The 16,857-nt window shown below is 55.0% G+C and carries 14 protein-coding genes; 1 reads left to right on the plus strand and 13 read right to left on the minus strand.

The window, feature by feature from the left end:
• Positions 1 to 52 precede the first annotated feature (52 nt).
• From rnr to nnr, 13 genes are all read right to left on the minus strand, one after another.
• Positions 53 to 2,542: a ribonuclease R gene (rnr, locus tag NP77_RS06175; RefSeq protein WP_039659429.1), complete on the minus strand. Its 2,490-nt coding sequence runs from the start codon at positions 2,540 to 2,542 to the stop codon at positions 53 to 55.
• Between the two features lie 16 nt (positions 2,543 to 2,558).
• Positions 2,559 to 3,002, minus strand: a complete 444-nt coding sequence (gene nsrR, locus NP77_RS06180; protein WP_003855325.1) for a nitric oxide-sensing transcriptional repressor NsrR — start codon at positions 3,000 to 3,002, stop codon at positions 2,559 to 2,561.
• Positions 3,003 to 3,220: 218 nt separating this feature from the next.
• The gene (locus tag NP77_RS06185) at positions 3,221 to 4,519 is read right to left on the minus strand and encodes an adenylosuccinate synthase (RefSeq protein WP_008925795.1); all 1,299 of its coding nucleotides are present in this window, start codon (positions 4,517 to 4,519) and stop codon (positions 3,221 to 3,223) included.
• 164 nt (positions 4,520 to 4,683) lie between these two features.
• The gene (locus NP77_RS06190; RefSeq protein WP_033743145.1) at positions 4,684 to 4,884 is read right to left on the minus strand and encodes a DUF2065 domain-containing protein; all 201 of its coding nucleotides are present in this window, start codon (positions 4,882 to 4,884) and stop codon (positions 4,684 to 4,686) included.
• Positions 4,885 to 4,940: 56 nt separating this feature from the next.
• Positions 4,941 to 5,945 carry a protease modulator HflC gene (gene hflC / locus NP77_RS06195; RefSeq protein ID WP_003855319.1) on the minus strand — a complete coding sequence of 335 codons (1,005 nt, stop codon included), beginning with the start codon at positions 5,943 to 5,945 and terminating at the stop codon, positions 4,941 to 4,943.
• Positions 5,946 to 5,948: 3 nt separating this feature from the next.
• Positions 5,949 to 7,187 carry an FtsH protease activity modulator HflK gene (hflK, locus tag NP77_RS06200; protein WP_003855318.1) on the minus strand — a complete coding sequence of 413 codons (1,239 nt, stop codon included), beginning with the start codon at positions 7,185 to 7,187 and terminating at the stop codon, positions 5,949 to 5,951.
• A gap of 224 nt (positions 7,188 to 7,411) precedes the next feature.
• On the minus strand, positions 7,412 to 8,692 hold the full coding sequence (hflX, locus tag NP77_RS06205; RefSeq protein WP_003855317.1) for a ribosome rescue GTPase HflX: 1,281 nt from the start codon (positions 8,690 to 8,692) through the stop codon (positions 7,412 to 7,414).
• Positions 8,693 to 8,763: 71 nt separating this feature from the next.
• Positions 8,764 to 9,078, minus strand: a complete 315-nt coding sequence (gene hfq / locus NP77_RS06210; RefSeq protein WP_003855314.1) for an RNA chaperone Hfq — start codon at positions 9,076 to 9,078, stop codon at positions 8,764 to 8,766.
• 103 nt (positions 9,079 to 9,181) lie between these two features.
• Positions 9,182 to 10,132 (minus strand): tRNA (adenosine(37)-N6)-dimethylallyltransferase MiaA, encoded by a 951-nt coding sequence (gene miaA, locus NP77_RS06215; RefSeq protein WP_033743148.1) that lies wholly within the window; start codon positions 10,130 to 10,132, stop codon positions 9,182 to 9,184.
• Complete coding sequence (mutL, locus tag NP77_RS06220) at positions 10,125 to 11,990, minus strand: DNA mismatch repair endonuclease MutL (protein ID WP_039659434.1); 1,866 nt, start codon at positions 11,988 to 11,990, stop codon at positions 10,125 to 10,127. Before mutL ends, miaA begins: the two co-directional genes overlap by 8 nt.
• A 46-nt stretch (positions 11,991 to 12,036) precedes the next feature.
• Positions 12,037 to 13,707 carry an N-acetylmuramoyl-L-alanine amidase AmiB gene (gene amiB, locus NP77_RS06225; RefSeq protein ID WP_003855309.1) on the minus strand — a complete coding sequence of 557 codons (1,671 nt, stop codon included), beginning with the start codon at positions 13,705 to 13,707 and terminating at the stop codon, positions 12,037 to 12,039.
• Positions 13,704 to 14,180 carry a tRNA (adenosine(37)-N6)-threonylcarbamoyltransferase complex ATPase subunit type 1 TsaE gene (tsaE, locus tag NP77_RS06230; protein ID WP_039659436.1) on the minus strand — a complete coding sequence of 159 codons (477 nt, stop codon included), beginning with the start codon at positions 14,178 to 14,180 and terminating at the stop codon, positions 13,704 to 13,706. Before tsaE ends, amiB begins: the two co-directional genes overlap by 4 nt.
• On the minus strand, positions 14,177 to 15,697 hold the full coding sequence (gene nnr / locus NP77_RS06235; protein ID WP_039659438.1) for a bifunctional ADP-dependent NAD(P)H-hydrate dehydratase/NAD(P)H-hydrate epimerase: 1,521 nt from the start codon (positions 15,695 to 15,697) through the stop codon (positions 14,177 to 14,179). Before nnr ends, tsaE begins: the two co-directional genes overlap by 4 nt.
• Here nnr and queG point away from each other — a divergent pair.
• Positions 15,696 to 16,835 carry a tRNA epoxyqueuosine(34) reductase QueG gene (queG, locus tag NP77_RS06240; protein WP_033763336.1) on the plus strand — a complete coding sequence of 380 codons (1,140 nt, stop codon included), beginning with the start codon at positions 15,696 to 15,698 and terminating at the stop codon, positions 16,833 to 16,835. The genes nnr and queG overlap by 2 nt on opposite strands.
• Positions 16,836 to 16,857: the final 22 nt, after the last annotated feature.

Here is a 16,857-nt window from a genome sequence, read left to right on the forward strand (position 1 = left end):
TGGAAATGAATAAATGACCGCCCTTTCTCAGGAGAAAGGGCGGGTGCGCGCATCAGTCAGGCTGCGCCTTTTTTCTGGCGCGCTTCGCCCGGGTGGCGGCGGCGATTTTACGGGTTTTTTCCGAGACATTTTTACTTTTATTCGCGGAATCCGCAGCGGCGGGCTTGCCTTTATCACCCCGGAACGCAGAATCCGGCTCGAAGTTAGACTTCCTGCTCGCATTGCGACGGCGTTTCGTTGGGGCGTTATCGTCACGTTTTGCCCGGTCACGCGCGGTTTTACCTTCACCACGGACCTGACGCTGGCTGGAGATCAGAGCAAAGTCGATTTTACGCTCGTCCATGTGGACCGCTTCAACACGCACTTCAACCGTGTCACCCAGACGATAGGTGCGACCGCCCGATTCACCAATCAGACGCTGACCAACCGGATCAAAACGGTAGTAATCGTTGTCGAGCGTTGAAACGTGCACCAGACCGTCGATGAACAAATCGCTTAAGCGGACAAAGAAGCCAAATCCGGTGACGCTGGAGATGACGCCGTTGAAGACATTGCCAACCTGATCCTGCATAAAGTCACACTTGAGCCAGTCCGCGACGTCGCGGGTCGCTTCATCCGCACGGCGCTCGGTCAGGGAGCAGTGCAGACCCAGCTGCAGCATCTCCGGCATCTCGTAGTGATAGCCGCCGGTTGCCGTAGTGAGATCTTTGGCATTTTTATCTTTAGGCATCAGGTACTTGATGGCACGTTGAACCAGTCCCTTGCCTTCACCCTGCTCTTTCGCCAGCAGATACTTGATAGCGCGGTGCAGCGTCAGATCCGGGTAGCGGCGAATCGGCGAAGTAAAGTGCGCATAGGACGAGAGTGCCAGACCAAAGTGACCGCGGTTTTCCGGATCGTAAACGGCCTGCTTCATCGAACGCAGCAGCATGGTTTGCAGCATTTCCGCATCAGGACGATCGGCAACCTGCTTCAGCAGCGCTGCATAATCAACCGGCTGCGGTTTATTGCCGCCAGGCAGCGTCAGTCCCAGCTCATTAAGCACGGTACGGAAGCTCTTGATGCTCTCGTCGGTCGGGCGATCGTGATCGCGGAACAGTGCCGGTTCCTGATTTTTCTCAACGAAGCGTGCCGAGGCGATGTTCGCCAGGATCATGCACTCTTCAATCAGTTTGTGGGCGTCATTACGTGATGCACGCTCAACACGTTCAATACGGCGCTCGGCGTTGAAGATGAACTTCGCCTCTTCCGTTTCAAACGAGATTCCGCCACGCTCTTCACGGGCAGCTTCCAGCGCATGATAGAGGTTATTCAGCTCTTCGAGGTCTTTGACCAGCGGTGCATACTGCTGACGCAGCTCTTTGTCGCCCTGCAGGATGTTCCAGACTTTGTTATAGGTCAGACGCGCATGGGAATTCATTACCGCTTCGTAGTGCTTAAAGCCTGTCAGCTTGCCCTTGGTCGAAATGGTCATCTCGCACACCATACAGAGACGATCGACCTGCGGGTTAAGCGAACATAAGCCATTCGACAGTACTTCGGGCAGCATCGGAACAACCTGCGACGGGAAGTAAACTGAGGTGCCGCGCTGATGCGCTTCGTCATCCAGTGGCGTGCCAGGACGGACGTAGTAACTCACGTCGGCAATCGCCACCCACAGACGCCATCCGCCACCGCGCTTCTTCTCACAGTAGACAGCATCATCAAAGTCACGGGCATCTTCACCATCGATGGTGACCAGCGGCAGTTTACGCAGATCGACGCGGCCTTTTTTGGCCTCTTCCGGCACTTCTTCTTTCAGCTTACTGATCTGCGCTTCCACTTCTGGCGGCCAGGTGTGCGGAATTTCATGGGTACGCAGCGCCATATCTACGGCCAGGCTGGTGCCCATATCATCGCCCAGAATCTCTGCAATTTTACCGATCGCCTTGCTGCGACGGTTCGGACGCTGGACCAGCTCAACCACCACCACGGAACCCATACGGGCATTCATCGTCTCTTCAGGCGGGATGAGAATATCAAAACTCAGGCGACTGTCGTCCGGTACCACAAAACCTGCGCCAGCGTCGGTAAAGTAACGGCCAACGATCTGATTGTTGCGGGGTTCCTGCACGCGAACCACACGCGCTTCGCGGCGGCCTTTGCGATCGGCACCCAGCGGCTGCGCCAGGATCACGTCACCGTGCATACAGAATTTCATCTGTTCTGCGGAGAGGTAAAGGTCATCTTTCTGGCCTTCTGCCCGCAGGAAGCCGTAGCCATCACGATGGCCAATGACTTTACCGCGCAGGAGATCAAGGCGTTCTGGCAGGGCATAACACTGACGGCGGGTGAACACCAGCTGACCATCACGCTCCATAGCGCGAAGGCGGCGACGCAGCGCCTCAAGGTGCTCTTCTTCCTGCAAATTCATCTCTTCAGCCAGCTCTTCACGGCTGGCCGGTTTTTCACGTTTTTCTAGCAGAGCCAGAATAAATTCACGGCTCGGAATAGGGTTTTCGTATTTTTCAGCTTCTCTATCCTGAAATGGATCTTTTGACATAGCGGTTCCTCCGATGTCATTTAATATTTATTGCCACTGGCGATCTGGACAAGATGATCTCATAAAGTGGTGTATTGCCTTCGACCAGGTCTGCCAGGGTATAGTTATCCAGCTCCTGCAAAAATCGCTGCACTGCATCATGTAATGCCTGCTTCAGACGACAGGCTGGCGTGATGGAACAGGAGGCGCAGTCAACCAGTTGTAGTGGCTCCATCTTACGTACCACGTCGCCAATGACAATCTGGCGCGCTGGCATACCCAAACGAATGCCGCCGTTTTTACCACGCGTGGCGGCGACATAGCCCGCCCGGCTCAGCTGATTGATGATTTTGACCATATGATTGCGGGACAAACCATAGGTGTTTGTCACTTCCGTAATATTGGTCTGCTGACCTTCTGGCAACGATGCCAGATAAATCAGGGCGCGTAAGCCATAATCAGTAAAACTCGTGAGCTGCACAGTAACCTCGTTGAACCTTCAGGCGTGGCATTAGGTTATTCGCCTTACGATTGATGTCAGGATTGAATCGGATCGCCATTCGATTAACTACGATGATAAACCAGAGTCTGATCAGCCGTGCGTTTTTTTAAGCCAGCACAAGGTTTGACAAGCGAAGGGAGATTAAGTGGCATCTGAGAGTGGAAAAACAAGGGCCGGACAGTGTCCGGCCTGAATGATTATGCGTCAAACGGGTCGCGCAGAATCATCGTTTCACTACGATCGGGACCGGTTGAGATGATATCAATCGGCACACCTGTTACCTCTTCAACACGCTTGATGTAATCACGCGCGGCCTGAGGCAAACCTTCCAGCGTCTTCACGCCAAACGTTGTCTCGCTCCAGCCTGGCAGGGTCTCGTAAACCGGCTCAATGCCTTCCCAGTTCTCTGCCGCCAGTGGCGTAGTGGTCACTTCGCGACCATCAGGCATACGGTAAGCCACACAGATTTTCACCTCTTTCAGGCCATCCAGCACGTCCAGCTTGGTCATGCAGAAACCTGACAGGGAGTTGATCTGAACCGCGCGGCGAACCGCTACTGCATCCAGCCAGCCGGTACGGCGGCGGCGACCGGTGGTCGCACCAAACTCATTACCCTGCGCACAGAGGAATTCGCCGGTTTCGTCGAACAGTTCGGTCGGGAACGGGCCTGCACCAACGCGGGTTGAGTAAGCTTTCACAATACCCAGAACGTAGTCGACATAACGCGGACCAATGCCTGAACCGGTTGCAACACCACCTGCGGTCGTGTTGGATGAGGTCACGTACGGATAAGTCCCGTGATCGATATCCAGCAGCGTACCCTGCGCACCTTCAAACATAATCAGATCGCCACGCTTACGCGCGACATCCAGCAGTTCAGAGACGTCAACCACCATGCCAGTCAGGATGTCAGCGACTTCCATCACATCGCTCAGCACTTTATCGAAGTCGACTGCCGGCTCTTTGTAATACTCCACCAGCTGGAAGTTGTAGAAATCGACGACTTCTTTCAGTTTGGCGGCAAATGTTTCTTTATTAAACAGGTCGCTGACGCGCAGTGCACGACGGGCAACTTTATCTTCATAAGCAGGACCGATGCCACGGCCAGTCGTACCAATCGCTTTGGCACCACGGGCACGTTCACGCGCCATATCCATCGCAACATGATATTGCAGGATCAGCGGACAGGCTTCAGAAATCAGCAGACGCTCGCGTACCGGAATTCCGCGCGCTTCCAGGCCTTTCATCTCTTTCATTAAGGCTTCAGGAGAGAGCACTACGCCGTTACCAATGATGCTGGTCACGTTATCGCGCAGAATGCCAGAAGGGATCAGGTGGAGGACGGTTTTTTCACCGTTGATGACAAGCGTGTGGCCCGCATTGTGGCCGCCTTGATAACGCACAACGTAATTCGCGCGCTCAGTCAGAAGGTCTACAATCTTACCTTTACCTTCGTCACCCCATTGGGTGCCCAGTACGACGACGTTCTTACCCATTTCTCAAAATCACCGATTGCTTAAAAAAGGATTCTACCATCTGATCCTATGCTTTTCAGCACTTTTAGCATACGATTGCGCGCTTTTTTGCCTGCGTTTTGATCACTACAACATATTGGGGATAACGGCGCAAAGAGGCACAATTTAGCCGATCTTCTCCCGGTTTACAGGTTGCCGTGCAGACTCAGCATGCAATAGATCACCATGCCAGCCACCACCAGTCCACCACCAAATCGGTGCAGCAGGCGATCGGGTAAACGGCTCATCGTCAGGATCATGCGTCGCCAGGCGCGTGGCATAAACATCGGTCCCAACCCTTCCAGCACTAATACCAGCGCCAGTGCCATCCAGATGCTCGTTTTCATTCTGATACCCAAAAAAAAGGCCGACAACATTGTCGGCCTACAGGTTATATCAGTTCTTAACGTGTCGCGTTAGAGGGCGCCTTCATATATCGGAAGAAGTCGCTATCCGGACTTAACACCATCACATCCTGATTTTCACTGAAGCTGTTTTCATAGGCGCGCAGGCTACGAATGAAAGCGTAGAAGTCAGGATCTTTGCTGAACGCATCCGCAAACAACCGCGCCGTTTCCGCATCACCATCACCACGTGTAATCAGCGCTTCACGCTGGGCTTCAGCCAGAGTACGTGTCACCTGATAATCGGCCTGAGCACGCAGTTTTTCAGCCTCTTCCTGACCCTGCGAACGCTGGCTACGCGCTACCGCTTCACGCTCGGCACGCATACGGTTGAAGATCGCATCGGAAACCTCAGTCGGCAGGTTGATCTGCTTGATGCGCACATCCATCACCTGAATACCTAATGCCGCCATACTGTTCGGATTGGGCGCCGGCTCGCTGCTGTTGGTTTCACGCTCTACACGAGCCGCTGCACTGGCAATAGCGTCATCGGCAGCAGGCGTTGCGATTTCATCATCGCTGCCAGCAGAACCGGTGTTCAGCGCATCACGGACATCCGTCGTCAGGCGACCACGAGAGTCCGTTACGATATCTTTCACATCCAGACGGCCCATTTCAGAACGCAAGCGGTCACTGAACTTACGTTTCAGCAGCACTTCCGCCTGAGAGACATCACCGCCGCCGGTAGCCAGGTAGTAGCGACTGAAGTCGCTAATACGCCACTTGATGTAAGAGTCGACGATCAGATCTTTCTTCTCTTTAGTGACGAAGCGATCGGCCTGGTTATCCATGGTCTGAATGCGCGCATCCAGCGTTTTAACCGTTTCCAGGAATGGGATCTTGAAATGCAGGCCCGGCGCAAACACCTGCGGTTTGTTTTCACCATCGCGCAGGACTTTGCCGAAGCGCAGAACAATGCCTCGCTCCCCTTCCTGCACCACAAACAGCGACGCATAGAGCGCCACCAGCACGACAATGATCAAAAATACTATTGGCTTACGCATCGATTACTCTCTCCCTTCGCGCTGGCTGTCGCTGCGCTGAGCATTGGCCCGACGCTGATCCATGATGTTGTCCGGACTGTATGACGACGTGTCATTGCGGCTGGCGCCGCGATCGGAGATAGCCGGCAGCGAAGAACTGTTACTGCCCTTCTGACCGCTCTGGCCCGGTGCAGCCTGGGTGCCACGCATCAGTTGATCCAGCGGCAGCACCATCAGGTTATTACCCCGATCGTTAACCAGGACTTTGCGGGTATGGCTCAGCACACGTTCCATCGTCTCGATATAAAGACGCTCTTTGGTGATTTCAGGCGCGGCTTTATATTCCGGCAGAATCTTGGCAAAGCGCGCCACTTCACCCTGCGCTTCCAGAACGGTACGCTCTTTGTATGCACGCGCCTCTTCCAGAATACGTTGCGCACGGCCGTTAGCTCGAGGCTGAACTTCGTTGGCGTAAGCTTCTGCTTCACGGACGTACTGCTCACGGTTTTCGCGTGCCGCAATCGCGTCATCAAAGGCAGACTTCACTTCTTCCGGCGGACGGGCAGCCTGGAAGTTAACGTCCACAACCGCGACGCCCATGTTGTAAGGACGAATCGTCTCATCGATTTCACGCTGGGTTTCGCTACGCACCACGGTACGGCCTTCAGTCAGAATGCGGTCCATGGTGGAACGACCAATCACGCCGCGCAGCGCGCTGTCAGTTGCCTGACGCAGGCTGTCGTCCGCGCTGGTGACTGCATAAAGATAACGTTCCGGATCGGTCACGCGATACTGCACGTTCATTTCGACACGCACAACGTTCTCGTCCGAGGTCAGCATGACACCTGAAGCCGCCAGTTCACGTACTGATTCAACGTTAACCGCACGAACCTGATCAATGAATGTAGGTTTCCAGTTCAGGCCCGGTTCGACCAGGTGACTGAACTTACCGAAACGCGTCACTACGCCACGCTCCGCTTCTTTGATGGTGTAGAAACCGCTTGCAGCCCAGATGACTACAGCAGCAACAGCCACGATGCCAACAATTTTGCCACCGCTGCCGGAGCCGCGTTGACCGCTGTCGCTCTGTTTGCCACCGCCCAGTCCACCAAGCTTCTTGCTCAGCTTACGGAAGATATCATCCAGATCAGGAGGCCCGGATTCCCGTCCTCCCTTATTTCCCCCAGAGTTGCCGCCTTGATTATTGCTGCTTCCCCACGGGTCGCGGTCCTGTCCGTTATTTCCGGGCTGATTCCACGCCATGTCTCTACTCCATTTATTGTAATTACGGTTTTTACCCTTCATCTTTCGGATTGCAGCGATGTTGGCTGCCTTCGCTCACCCCGGTCACTTACAGCAGTAAGCACCCAGGGATTCACTCAGTTGCCGCCTTGCTGAAATCCGAAATACCCGGGTAAATCCTGCGTATCTGGCCTGCAACGAAAATGCGACAATCTTCAATTTTGAGGTAAGTGCGTCGGGCAATATCAAACGATGTAACTGGTCAGCGACGGTTCCTGCTTACATAAACGCATCCATTCAATGATGGGCATACGTATCTGCAATCCTACACTGCCGTCTTCTTCATTCCACTCTTTCTCAATCGCCTGCAACTGATAGAAACGGCTACGAAGTCGCCCCGCTTCCGGTGGCAGACGTAACGCATGCTGGGCAATTTCACCCGCCAGACGTTCAGAGAGCGCCTGCCATAGCAGCGGAATACCCACACCGGTCTGAGCGGAGAGCCAAACGCGAATGGGCAGATTCTCTTCGTTACGATCGATACGCGGTTCAAAACCGTCAAGCATATCGATTTTATTCATTACCAGTAACGTCGGGATTTCATCCGCTTCAATCTCTTCCAGTACGGCATCAACAGCGGCGATATTTTCTGTCACGCGCAGGTCCGCGCCATCAATCACGTGCATTAACAGCGTCGCCTGACGCGTCTCCTGCAGTGTGGCTTTAAAAGCGGCAACCAGATCGTGAGGAAGATGGCGAATAAAGCCGACCGTGTCTGCCAGCACCACATCTCCGACATCGGCAACATTCAGGCGGCGCAGTGTGGGATCAAGGGTCGCAAACAGCTGGTCTGCGGCAAAGACGTTGGCAGAAGTCATGGCGTTAAAGAGGGTCGACTTGCCGGCGTTGGTATAACCCACCAGCGAAACCGTTGGCACATCCGCTTTGGCACGAGACTGACGTCCCTGCTCACGCTGTTTTTCAACCCGCTCAAGACGAGACAAAATCTGACTGATTCGTCCGCGCAGCAGTCGTCGGTCTGTTTCTAACTGTGTTTCACCCGGACCACGCAAACCGATCCCGCCTTTCTGGCGTTCAAGGTGAGTCCAGCCACGTACCAGACGTGTCGCAAGATGGCGTAACTGTGCCAGCTCAACCTGCAATTTACCTTCGTGGGTACGTGCACGCTGGGCGAAGATATCCAGAATTAAACCAGTGCGATCTATGACGCGGCATTCGCACAGGCGCTCGAGGTTTCTTTCCTGAGCGGGCGTGAGGGCATGATCGAATAACACGACCGATGCTCCAGTTGTTTTTACCGCATCGGCAATTTCAACGGCCTTTCCTTCACCGACAAAATACTTGGGGTGCGGCGCTTTACGGCTGCCAGTAACCACTTGCAGCGCCTCAACGCCAGCAGAAGAAACCAGGGTTTCAAACTCCTGTAAATCTTCTACTTCTTTGTCTTGGGAGAACCAGATGTGTACCAGTACGGCCTGCTCACCGGCTTCATAACGGTCAAACAAGCTATAACCTCGCTAAATAAAGACCAGGACGGAAAACGTTTGTCTTCCGTGCCTGGCTGTACGATGACGCGTTATTCTGCGCTATCACCGTCTTGTTGTGGCTGTGGCTGCGCAGTTGTGTTGCTGCCGCCCTGATGATAATTGTTGCTGCCGCCGCCGCCGGTATTATTGCTATGGTGAGAAACCGGGCGCGAAGGAACAACGGTAGAAATGGCATGCTTATAAACCATCTGACTTACCGTGTTTTTCAACAAAATGACGAACTGATCAAATGACTCGATCTGACCCTGCAGCTTAATACCGTTAACCAGATAAATCGAAACCGGAACACGTTCACGACGCAGTGCGTTCAAAAACGGGTCTTGTAATGATTGCCCCTTAGCCATTCTATCTTTTCCTTATATGCTTGTTGTTTGTTGCTAGTAGAACCTATGGTTCGAAAAATACTGCGTAAAAATTTGCGCACGATAACCCATCAATTGTACACAATCACCCATGCTTCGCACTAAGAACCTGTAACACTGTATCAAGCGCCAGCCGGGGCTCGTCACTGTCAAGCCAGTGAACATTTTCCCAACCGCGTAACCAGGTTATCTGTCGCTTAGCAAGTTGCCGGGTCGCGCAAATTCCCCGATAAACCATTTCGCTGTGATCGATTTCGCCCGATAAATAAGACCACATCTGACGATAGCCAACACAACGAATGGAAGGCATGTCCGTATGCAAATCACCTCGTGCAAACAGGGCCCGAGCCTCCGCTTCAAATCCTGACGCTAACATCTGCTCAAAACGCAACGCGATGCGCTGGTGCAGCAATTCGCGGCTCGCGGGGGCGATGGCAAACTGTTGCACGTCGTAGGGTAACGCTTCACCGGATGTTTTTGTCAGTTCCGTTAAAGTTTTACCCGAAATAAAAAAAACTTCCAGTGCTCGCGAAAGTCTCTGCGGATCATTCGGATGAATACGACTGCCGGCAACCGGGTCGATTTCACAAAGCTGGCGGTGTAAAGCATCCCAGCCTTTTTCACGCGCCGTTTGCTCTATCCGCTGACGAACATCAGGATCGGCCGAGGGCAACGGCGACAATCCTTCAAGTAACGCCTTGAAGTAGAGCATGGTTCCACCAACAAGCAACGGTATTCGTCCGGCTGCAACGATTTCCGCCATTTCTGCTAAAGCATCCCGCCGGAACTCCGCTGCCGAATAGGCTTCTGCGGGATCGCGGATGTCGAGCAGACGATGGGGCGCCACTGCTAACTCTTCAGCCGACGGTTTCGCCGTACCAATATCCATCTGACGATAAATAAGGGCAGAATCAACGCTGATAAGTTCCACGGGTAAGTGCTTACGCAACTCAATCGCTAAAGCGGTCTTACCCGAAGCCGTAGGTCCCATCAAAAAAATAGCCTTTGGCCGGCCAGCCTGGTTTAATTCACTCATGCTTCAACGCGTTGACCGCGCTCTCAATCTCTATGGGCTGTAATAAGCCTGAAGGCGGCGATTTAAGCAGCTGTGGGCAAAGCCGTTCAAGCTCTGCCAGCAGGTTGATCGCCTGTGAGTGATTCCAGTCGGAGGACGCTGTTTCCTGACGCTGCGCCAGCCACTGGGCCAGTTGCGTCGCAGTGTTCTCCTGCTGCCGGGCGAGATAGCCTAACAGCTCAGGAATCAAGATTTGTAAATTTTGTGTTCGTAACGGTAAAGGCACCGCGCGCAGCGTCACGTGGTCACCATCGATCTGAAGATCGATACCCATCTGATTGAGCAGACTACTGTTTTCTTTTGCTGCCTGTCGTTCATTCAGCGCAATTTTCAGCCTGACCGGAATCAGTAGCGGCTGCGGCTTAAGCCCCTCTTCACCCGGTTCAAGCTGAGCCAGTTTCAGCCAGCGTGCCGCAACCGGCAGCGACATCAGCATTAATGTCTGGTCCTGCTCCAGCAGCGCAAAGTGATTGTGCAAAATCGTCAGCACCCGGCCAAAACTCTGGGCATGGGGGGCCAGCGGCGAGGGTTTCGCGGCCGGACGCGGTGCTGGCTCGCGGGCGCTCAGCGGCGGTGTGGTGCCGGACGAGGGGGGGCCAGAAGGGGTTTTCAGCAGTTGCTGATAAACCGCACCTTCACGCTGACGATAAACATTCTCTTTGTTTTGCCAGGCAGGCGGTGTTTCACGCGCGGACGAGGGTTTTGTCTCACTGGCAGACGCTGCAGGCTGCGCAAAATGATTTCCCCCGGCCGCCTGACGATTTTCAGGCTGCCAGCGTGGCGCGGGTTCTTCGGCCTGCAGCGCGGGTAAGGTGGGTGCCGCCATCGCCTGAAGCGCGCTGACCACGCCCTGATAAATAAAGTCATGTACCAGACGTGACTGGTGAAATCGTACTTCATGCTTGGCCGGGTGAACGTTGACATCCACCTGATGCGGATCGATCTCCAGATAAAGCACGTAAGCGGGCTGCTGGTCATCCTGAAGCTGTGTCTGGAATGCCTGACGGATAGCATGATTGATCAGCTTGTCGCGCATCATCCGGCCATTGACGTAGCAATACTGCAGATCGGTGACCTGTCGCGACCCTGCGGGATCGGCGACCCAGCCACGCAGCGAGAGGTCATCATGTTGCCAGTCAATTCGCAGCGCATGCTGCATAAAGGTGGTGCCGCAGATTGCCGCCAGTCGCCGTTCACGCTGACTCTCCTCACTGACAGCACGGTACTGACGCATCATTTTACCGTTGTGACTTAATGATATCGCCACGTCAAAACGTGCCAGCGCAATACGACGAATCACTTCGTCGATATGGCCGAATTCGGTTTTCTCCGTGCGCATAAACTTGCGGCGTGCCGGGGTGTTATAAAAAAGATCCAGCACTTCCAGCGTGGTGCCGCAGGGATGCGCTGCCGGTTTAACTGTCACCGTCATGTCACGCCCTTCCGCATAGGCCTGCCAGGCTTCAGTTTGATCGGCGGTACGTGAGGTTAAGGTCAGGCGGGAGACCGAACTAATGCTGGCCAGCGCTTCACCGCGAAAGCCCAGACTCATAATCGCTTCCAGGTCATCCAGTGAGGCTATTTTGCTGGTAGCGTGCCGGGCCAGCGCCATCGACAGCTCAGCTTTAACGATGCCGCAGCCATTGTCACGGATCCGGATAAGCTTTGCGCCACCCTTTTCAATATCAACTTCAATGCGCGTAGCGCCAGCATCCAGACTGTTCTCCACCAGCTCTTTGACCACCGATGCAGGACGCTCAACGACTTCACCCGCCGCAATCTGGTTAGCCAGTTGTGGCGGTAAAATTTGAATCGGCATGGTTTTCCTTTTAACTGGTAGCCCGGCGCAGCGGCCGGGCAAGCAATCAGGATGCAGGAATTTTCAGGTTCTGCCCCAACATGACGTTGGTCGACTTGAGATTATTAGTCTGCATTATCGCTTTCGGGCTGACGCCGTAATGTGCGGCAATGCCAGTCAGCGAATCACCGACCACCACTTTATGGCGTACTACACCGCGTGGTGCCGCGCGCGCAGTTCGACTGGCCACTGCACTGGCCGGGACTTTTAATCGCTGTCCGACCCAAACCACATCACGCTTCAGCGCGTTCATCCCACGCAGCGTGTCCATGCTGACACCATACTTTGCGGCAATGCCGGAAAGTGTCTCACCGCGCGTCACTGTATGACGCTGTGTCACACCGGTGTATTGCGGTACACCGGTCGCCGGATTACTGGCTACGCTGACCGCTGGCGACGAGCCCAGCGGCCGGTTTTCCTCCTTTGGGATGGATTGTAGCGGGTGCGCCAGGAAATAAGTGCGCAGACCTCTGTAGATCGACTGCGCAATCTTATCCTGGTGTGCGCTACTGCCAAGCAGTCGCTCCTCCGAGGAATTACTGATAAAGCCGGTTTCCACCAGCAAAGAAGGGATATCTGGCGAACGCAGCACGCCCAGGCTGGCATGCTCAGGCAGACGTTTATGCAGCGACGTTACGCTGCGTAGCTGCTGTAACACTTTCTGGGCGATGTCATAACCCACGCGCTGCGAGTGACCAAACTGCAGGTCCAGTACCGCCTGGCTGAGGTAAGGATCGGCCTGACTGTTGGCCAGCAGGTCACCTGCGCCGCCCAGCAGCTCAGACTGTTTCTCTTTCTGCTCCAGCCAGTTAGCCATCTCGTTATTTGCGCGACGGTTGGATAATACCCAGACCGATGCGCCAGTCGCCGCATGGCTCGGCGCGGCGTCAGCGTGAATTGACACCAGCACGTTGGCATTGGCTTTACGCGCGACATCAGAGCGGCCCATGACCGAGATAAAATAGTCGCCATCACGCGTCAGCACGCCTTTGAACATCGGATCATTGTTTAGCAACACTCGCAGTTTGCGGGCAATGGCGATTGTGACGTTCTTCTCTTTCAACCCGCGCTGCCCGATAGCACCCGGATCCTGACCGCCATGTCCGGCATCAATCGCCACAATCACGGTGTCATTCTGGCTGACCGCACGACCTGGACGTACGGTGCTGGCCGTGCTGGTCACTGAGGTCACTGGATTGGAATTAAATGGGTTAACCGCGTCGGCACTCTGTGTCGGCACAGGTCTCGGGGCCGTGACCGGCGCAGGCGCACTGCGCGTAATAGCAGGCGCCTTACCGGTAATTGTGAAGACCACGCTATAGCTATTGCCATTGCGCTGGGTGACCGCTCGGGTTTTACCCGCCTGCGTCAGTTCAAACACCAGCCGCACACTCTGTTTATCTTTAGGGGTGCTGGTACGAATCCGCTTTACGATATTTTCGCCGCTGAAATTGAGTGGCAGTCCCTGAACCACGCCGCTTTGGTTAACATCAAGCACCACACGATTCGGGTTGTGCAGTGAGAAAAAGGCATAGGCAGGCTGTCCTGCAAAGTTCAGGGTGATGGTGGCCTGACTGTCGCCATTGGCCACTTTGATATCTGACAGAGTAGCGGCAAAAAGAGGCGTACAGACCAGCAGCAGCAGTGTTACCAGCGCTATTTTCATCCGTGACATCATGTCTTATCCCTGCTCTGATCAAACAGTTCCAGCCATTTCTGGCCCGATGCCGACTGTGCCGTCAGCTCTGCCTCACGCGCTTCGCCCACGTAGCGCAGCGTTAACGTAAGGTCGGGCGAGGGCAGAAAACCGGCACCCTGCTGCGGCCATTCCACCAGACAGATGGCATCGCCACTGAAGTAGTCACGGATGCCCATGAACTCAAGCTCTTCAGGATCGGCAAGTCGATAAAGGTCGAAATGATAGAGCGTATGGTTGTTAAGCGAGTAAGGCTCAACCAACGTATAAGTGGGGCTTTTGACGTTGCCCTGATGGCCCAGCGCCTGCAGAAAGCCGCGGCTGAAGGTGGTTTTACCCGCCCCCAGAACGCCATAGAGATAAATGACTGCCGCGCTGCCACAGGCGCGCGCCAGTTGAGCGCCCAAATCGAGCGTAGCCGCCTCATCGGGCAAAGAAATAACACAGGTCTTCATGCTTCTTTATTCATCTCAGGATTAACAAATTGCCACAGCAGATCCAGTAAATCAGTTGCCAGCATACCGCGTGTTCCGCGTTCTGCAGCCACCGCATCGGCCGCTGCACCATGTGCCACGCAGCCAGCGCAGGCTGCATCAAACAGCGTGAGTTTCTGACCCACCAGCGAGGCGATAATTCCACTCAGGAGATCGCCCATACCACCAGAAGCCATGCCGGCGTTGCCCACATCCGCAAAGGCCAGTTCGCCCCGCTCACTGGCAATGATCGTGCCGGCACCTTTCAGAACCACTACGCCACCATAATGCTGCGCCAATGTCTGCGCTGCATGTAAGCGGTCACTCTCAATTTCACTGGTCTCTATATTCAGTAAACGCGCCGCTTCTCCAGGATGCGGCGTAATAATGCGATTCTGACGTTTCTCCGCACTGATTGCCAGCAGGTTAAGCGCATCCGCGTCCCAAAGCATCGGCTTTTCACTAAGCGCGACCTGCTCCAGCGCCCGCTTGCCCCATTCACGCTGACCCAGACCAGGCCCAATCGCAATAACATCGGCCCACTCCAGCGCCTCAGTCAGCCGTTCATCGGTCAGCTCATCGACCATAACTTCGGGCCGGGCGGTAAGAATCGGAATAATATTATCTTTGTGAGTAAGTACTCGCACTAATCCGCTGCCGCTGCGTAGCGCGGCTTCTGCGGTCATTCGTACCGCGCCCGCGGTACCGGCATCGCCCCCGACGACCAGCAGCCGCCCATGACTGCCCTTGTGGGAGGTCGGCTTACGCGGTTTTAGCCAGCGGGTTAATGCACTGGCGTCATAACGCGCGATGGGCGCCGCTTCGCCCGCCAGAAAGGTGGCCAGGCCGAGATCGGCATAGCAGAGCTGTCCGATGTAGTCTCGCGCCTTGCCGGTGATCTGACCCGGTTTCAGTGCGACCATACTCAGCGTATGGCTGGCATTAATCACCTCACCAGGTGCGGTGCCGTTGCGGGCGGATAAGCCGGAAGGCATATCAATGGCGAGTATGGGTGCAGCGTGGGCGTTGGCCCGCTGGATAAGTGAGACATAGGGTTTCCCGGGCGCACGATTACAGCCGGTTCCCAGCAGCGCATCAACAATCACATCCACCCGCTCTGGCCAGGCGGCATCGGCCGCATGAATTTCACCGCCCGCATCCAGCCATGCCTCCCGCGCGCGCTGCGCCTCTTCCGGCAACGCTTTTTCACTTTCGCACGCCAGCAGCGTAACGGTTTTCCCAGCCGCCTGCCCCAGCCGCGCCACGACATAACCGTCACCACCGTTGTTGCCGTGACCGCACAGAATCAGCCAGTGGCTGGCATCAGGCCAGTACGCATTCAGATGGTTATAAGCAGCCTGCCCGGCTCGCAGCATGAGCTCATACAGGGTAATTCCGAGTACATCGGCGCCCTGTTGCTCAAGCGTTGGCACAGCCTGCGCAGGCCAGACAGAATATGGTAAACTACGGCTGTTTTTCTTCGAATCCTGGTCACTCATGTCATACCCTCTCGATCTTCATCAACTCGCACAACAGATTAAACAATGGGGATTGGATCTCGGCTTTCAGCAGGTCGGCATCACCGACACCGATCTCAGCGCAGAAGAGCCGCGCCTGCAGGCGTGGCTGGACAAACAATATCAAGGCGAGATGGCGTGGATGGCGCGACACGGCATGATGCGGGCGCGTCCTCATGAACTGCTACCCGGCACGCTGCGTGTCATCAGCGTTCGCATGAACTACCTTCCGGCCAAAGCCGCCTTTGCCAGCACGCTGAAAAATCCTCAATTGGGCTATGTCAGCCGTTATGCACTCGGTCGCGATTACCACAAAGTATTGCGCAATCGACTGAAAAAGCTCGGAGAAATGATCCAGCAGCATTGTGGCGAGCTGAATTTTCGACCGTTCGTGGATTCGGCGCCGCTGCTTGAGCGCCCACTGGCGGCTAAAGCAGGACTGGGGTGGACGGGCAAACATTCTCTGATTCTGAATCGGGAAGCGGGCTCGTGGTTTTTCCTCGGCGAACTGCTCATCGATATTCCGCTACCGTCAGATGCCCCGCAGGAGGAGCAGTGTGGTCGCTGTGTCGCCTGCATGACCATCTGCCCCACCAGCGCTATCGTTGAGCCTTACGTCGTCGATGCCCGTCGCTGTATCTCCTATCTCACCATTGAGCTGGAAGGGGCTATCCCGGAAGAGTTTCGTCCGCTGATGGGCAACCGGATTTATGGCTGCGACGACTGCCAGCTGATCTGTCCGTGGAATCGCTATGGACAACTTAGTGACGAAAGCGATTTTTCACCGCGAGCGGCGTTACATGCACCGGAACTGATCGATCTGTTTCAGTGGGATGAGGCGAAGTTTTTACGCATAACAGAAGGCTCAGCGATTCGTCGCATTGGTCATTTACGCTGGCTGCGTAACATCGCTGTCGCGCTGGGCAATGCGCCCTGGTCACCCGAAATTATTCAGATTCTGGAGCAACGATTGGGTGAGAGTGAACTACTGGATGAACACATTCTGTGGGCAATCGCACAGCAGCAGCAGAAACGCGAGCAAATCGTGGTTGAAGTGCAGCCTGCCCAGCAGAAGCGGCTGGTTCGTGCAGTAGAGAAGGGATTACCGCGTGATGCGTGATTGTACAGCCCGATCGTGAATT

The organism is Pantoea sp. MBLJ3 (assembly GCF_000816655.1).
Taxonomy (GTDB): domain Bacteria; phylum Pseudomonadota; class Gammaproteobacteria; order Enterobacterales; family Enterobacteriaceae; genus Pantoea; species Pantoea eucalypti.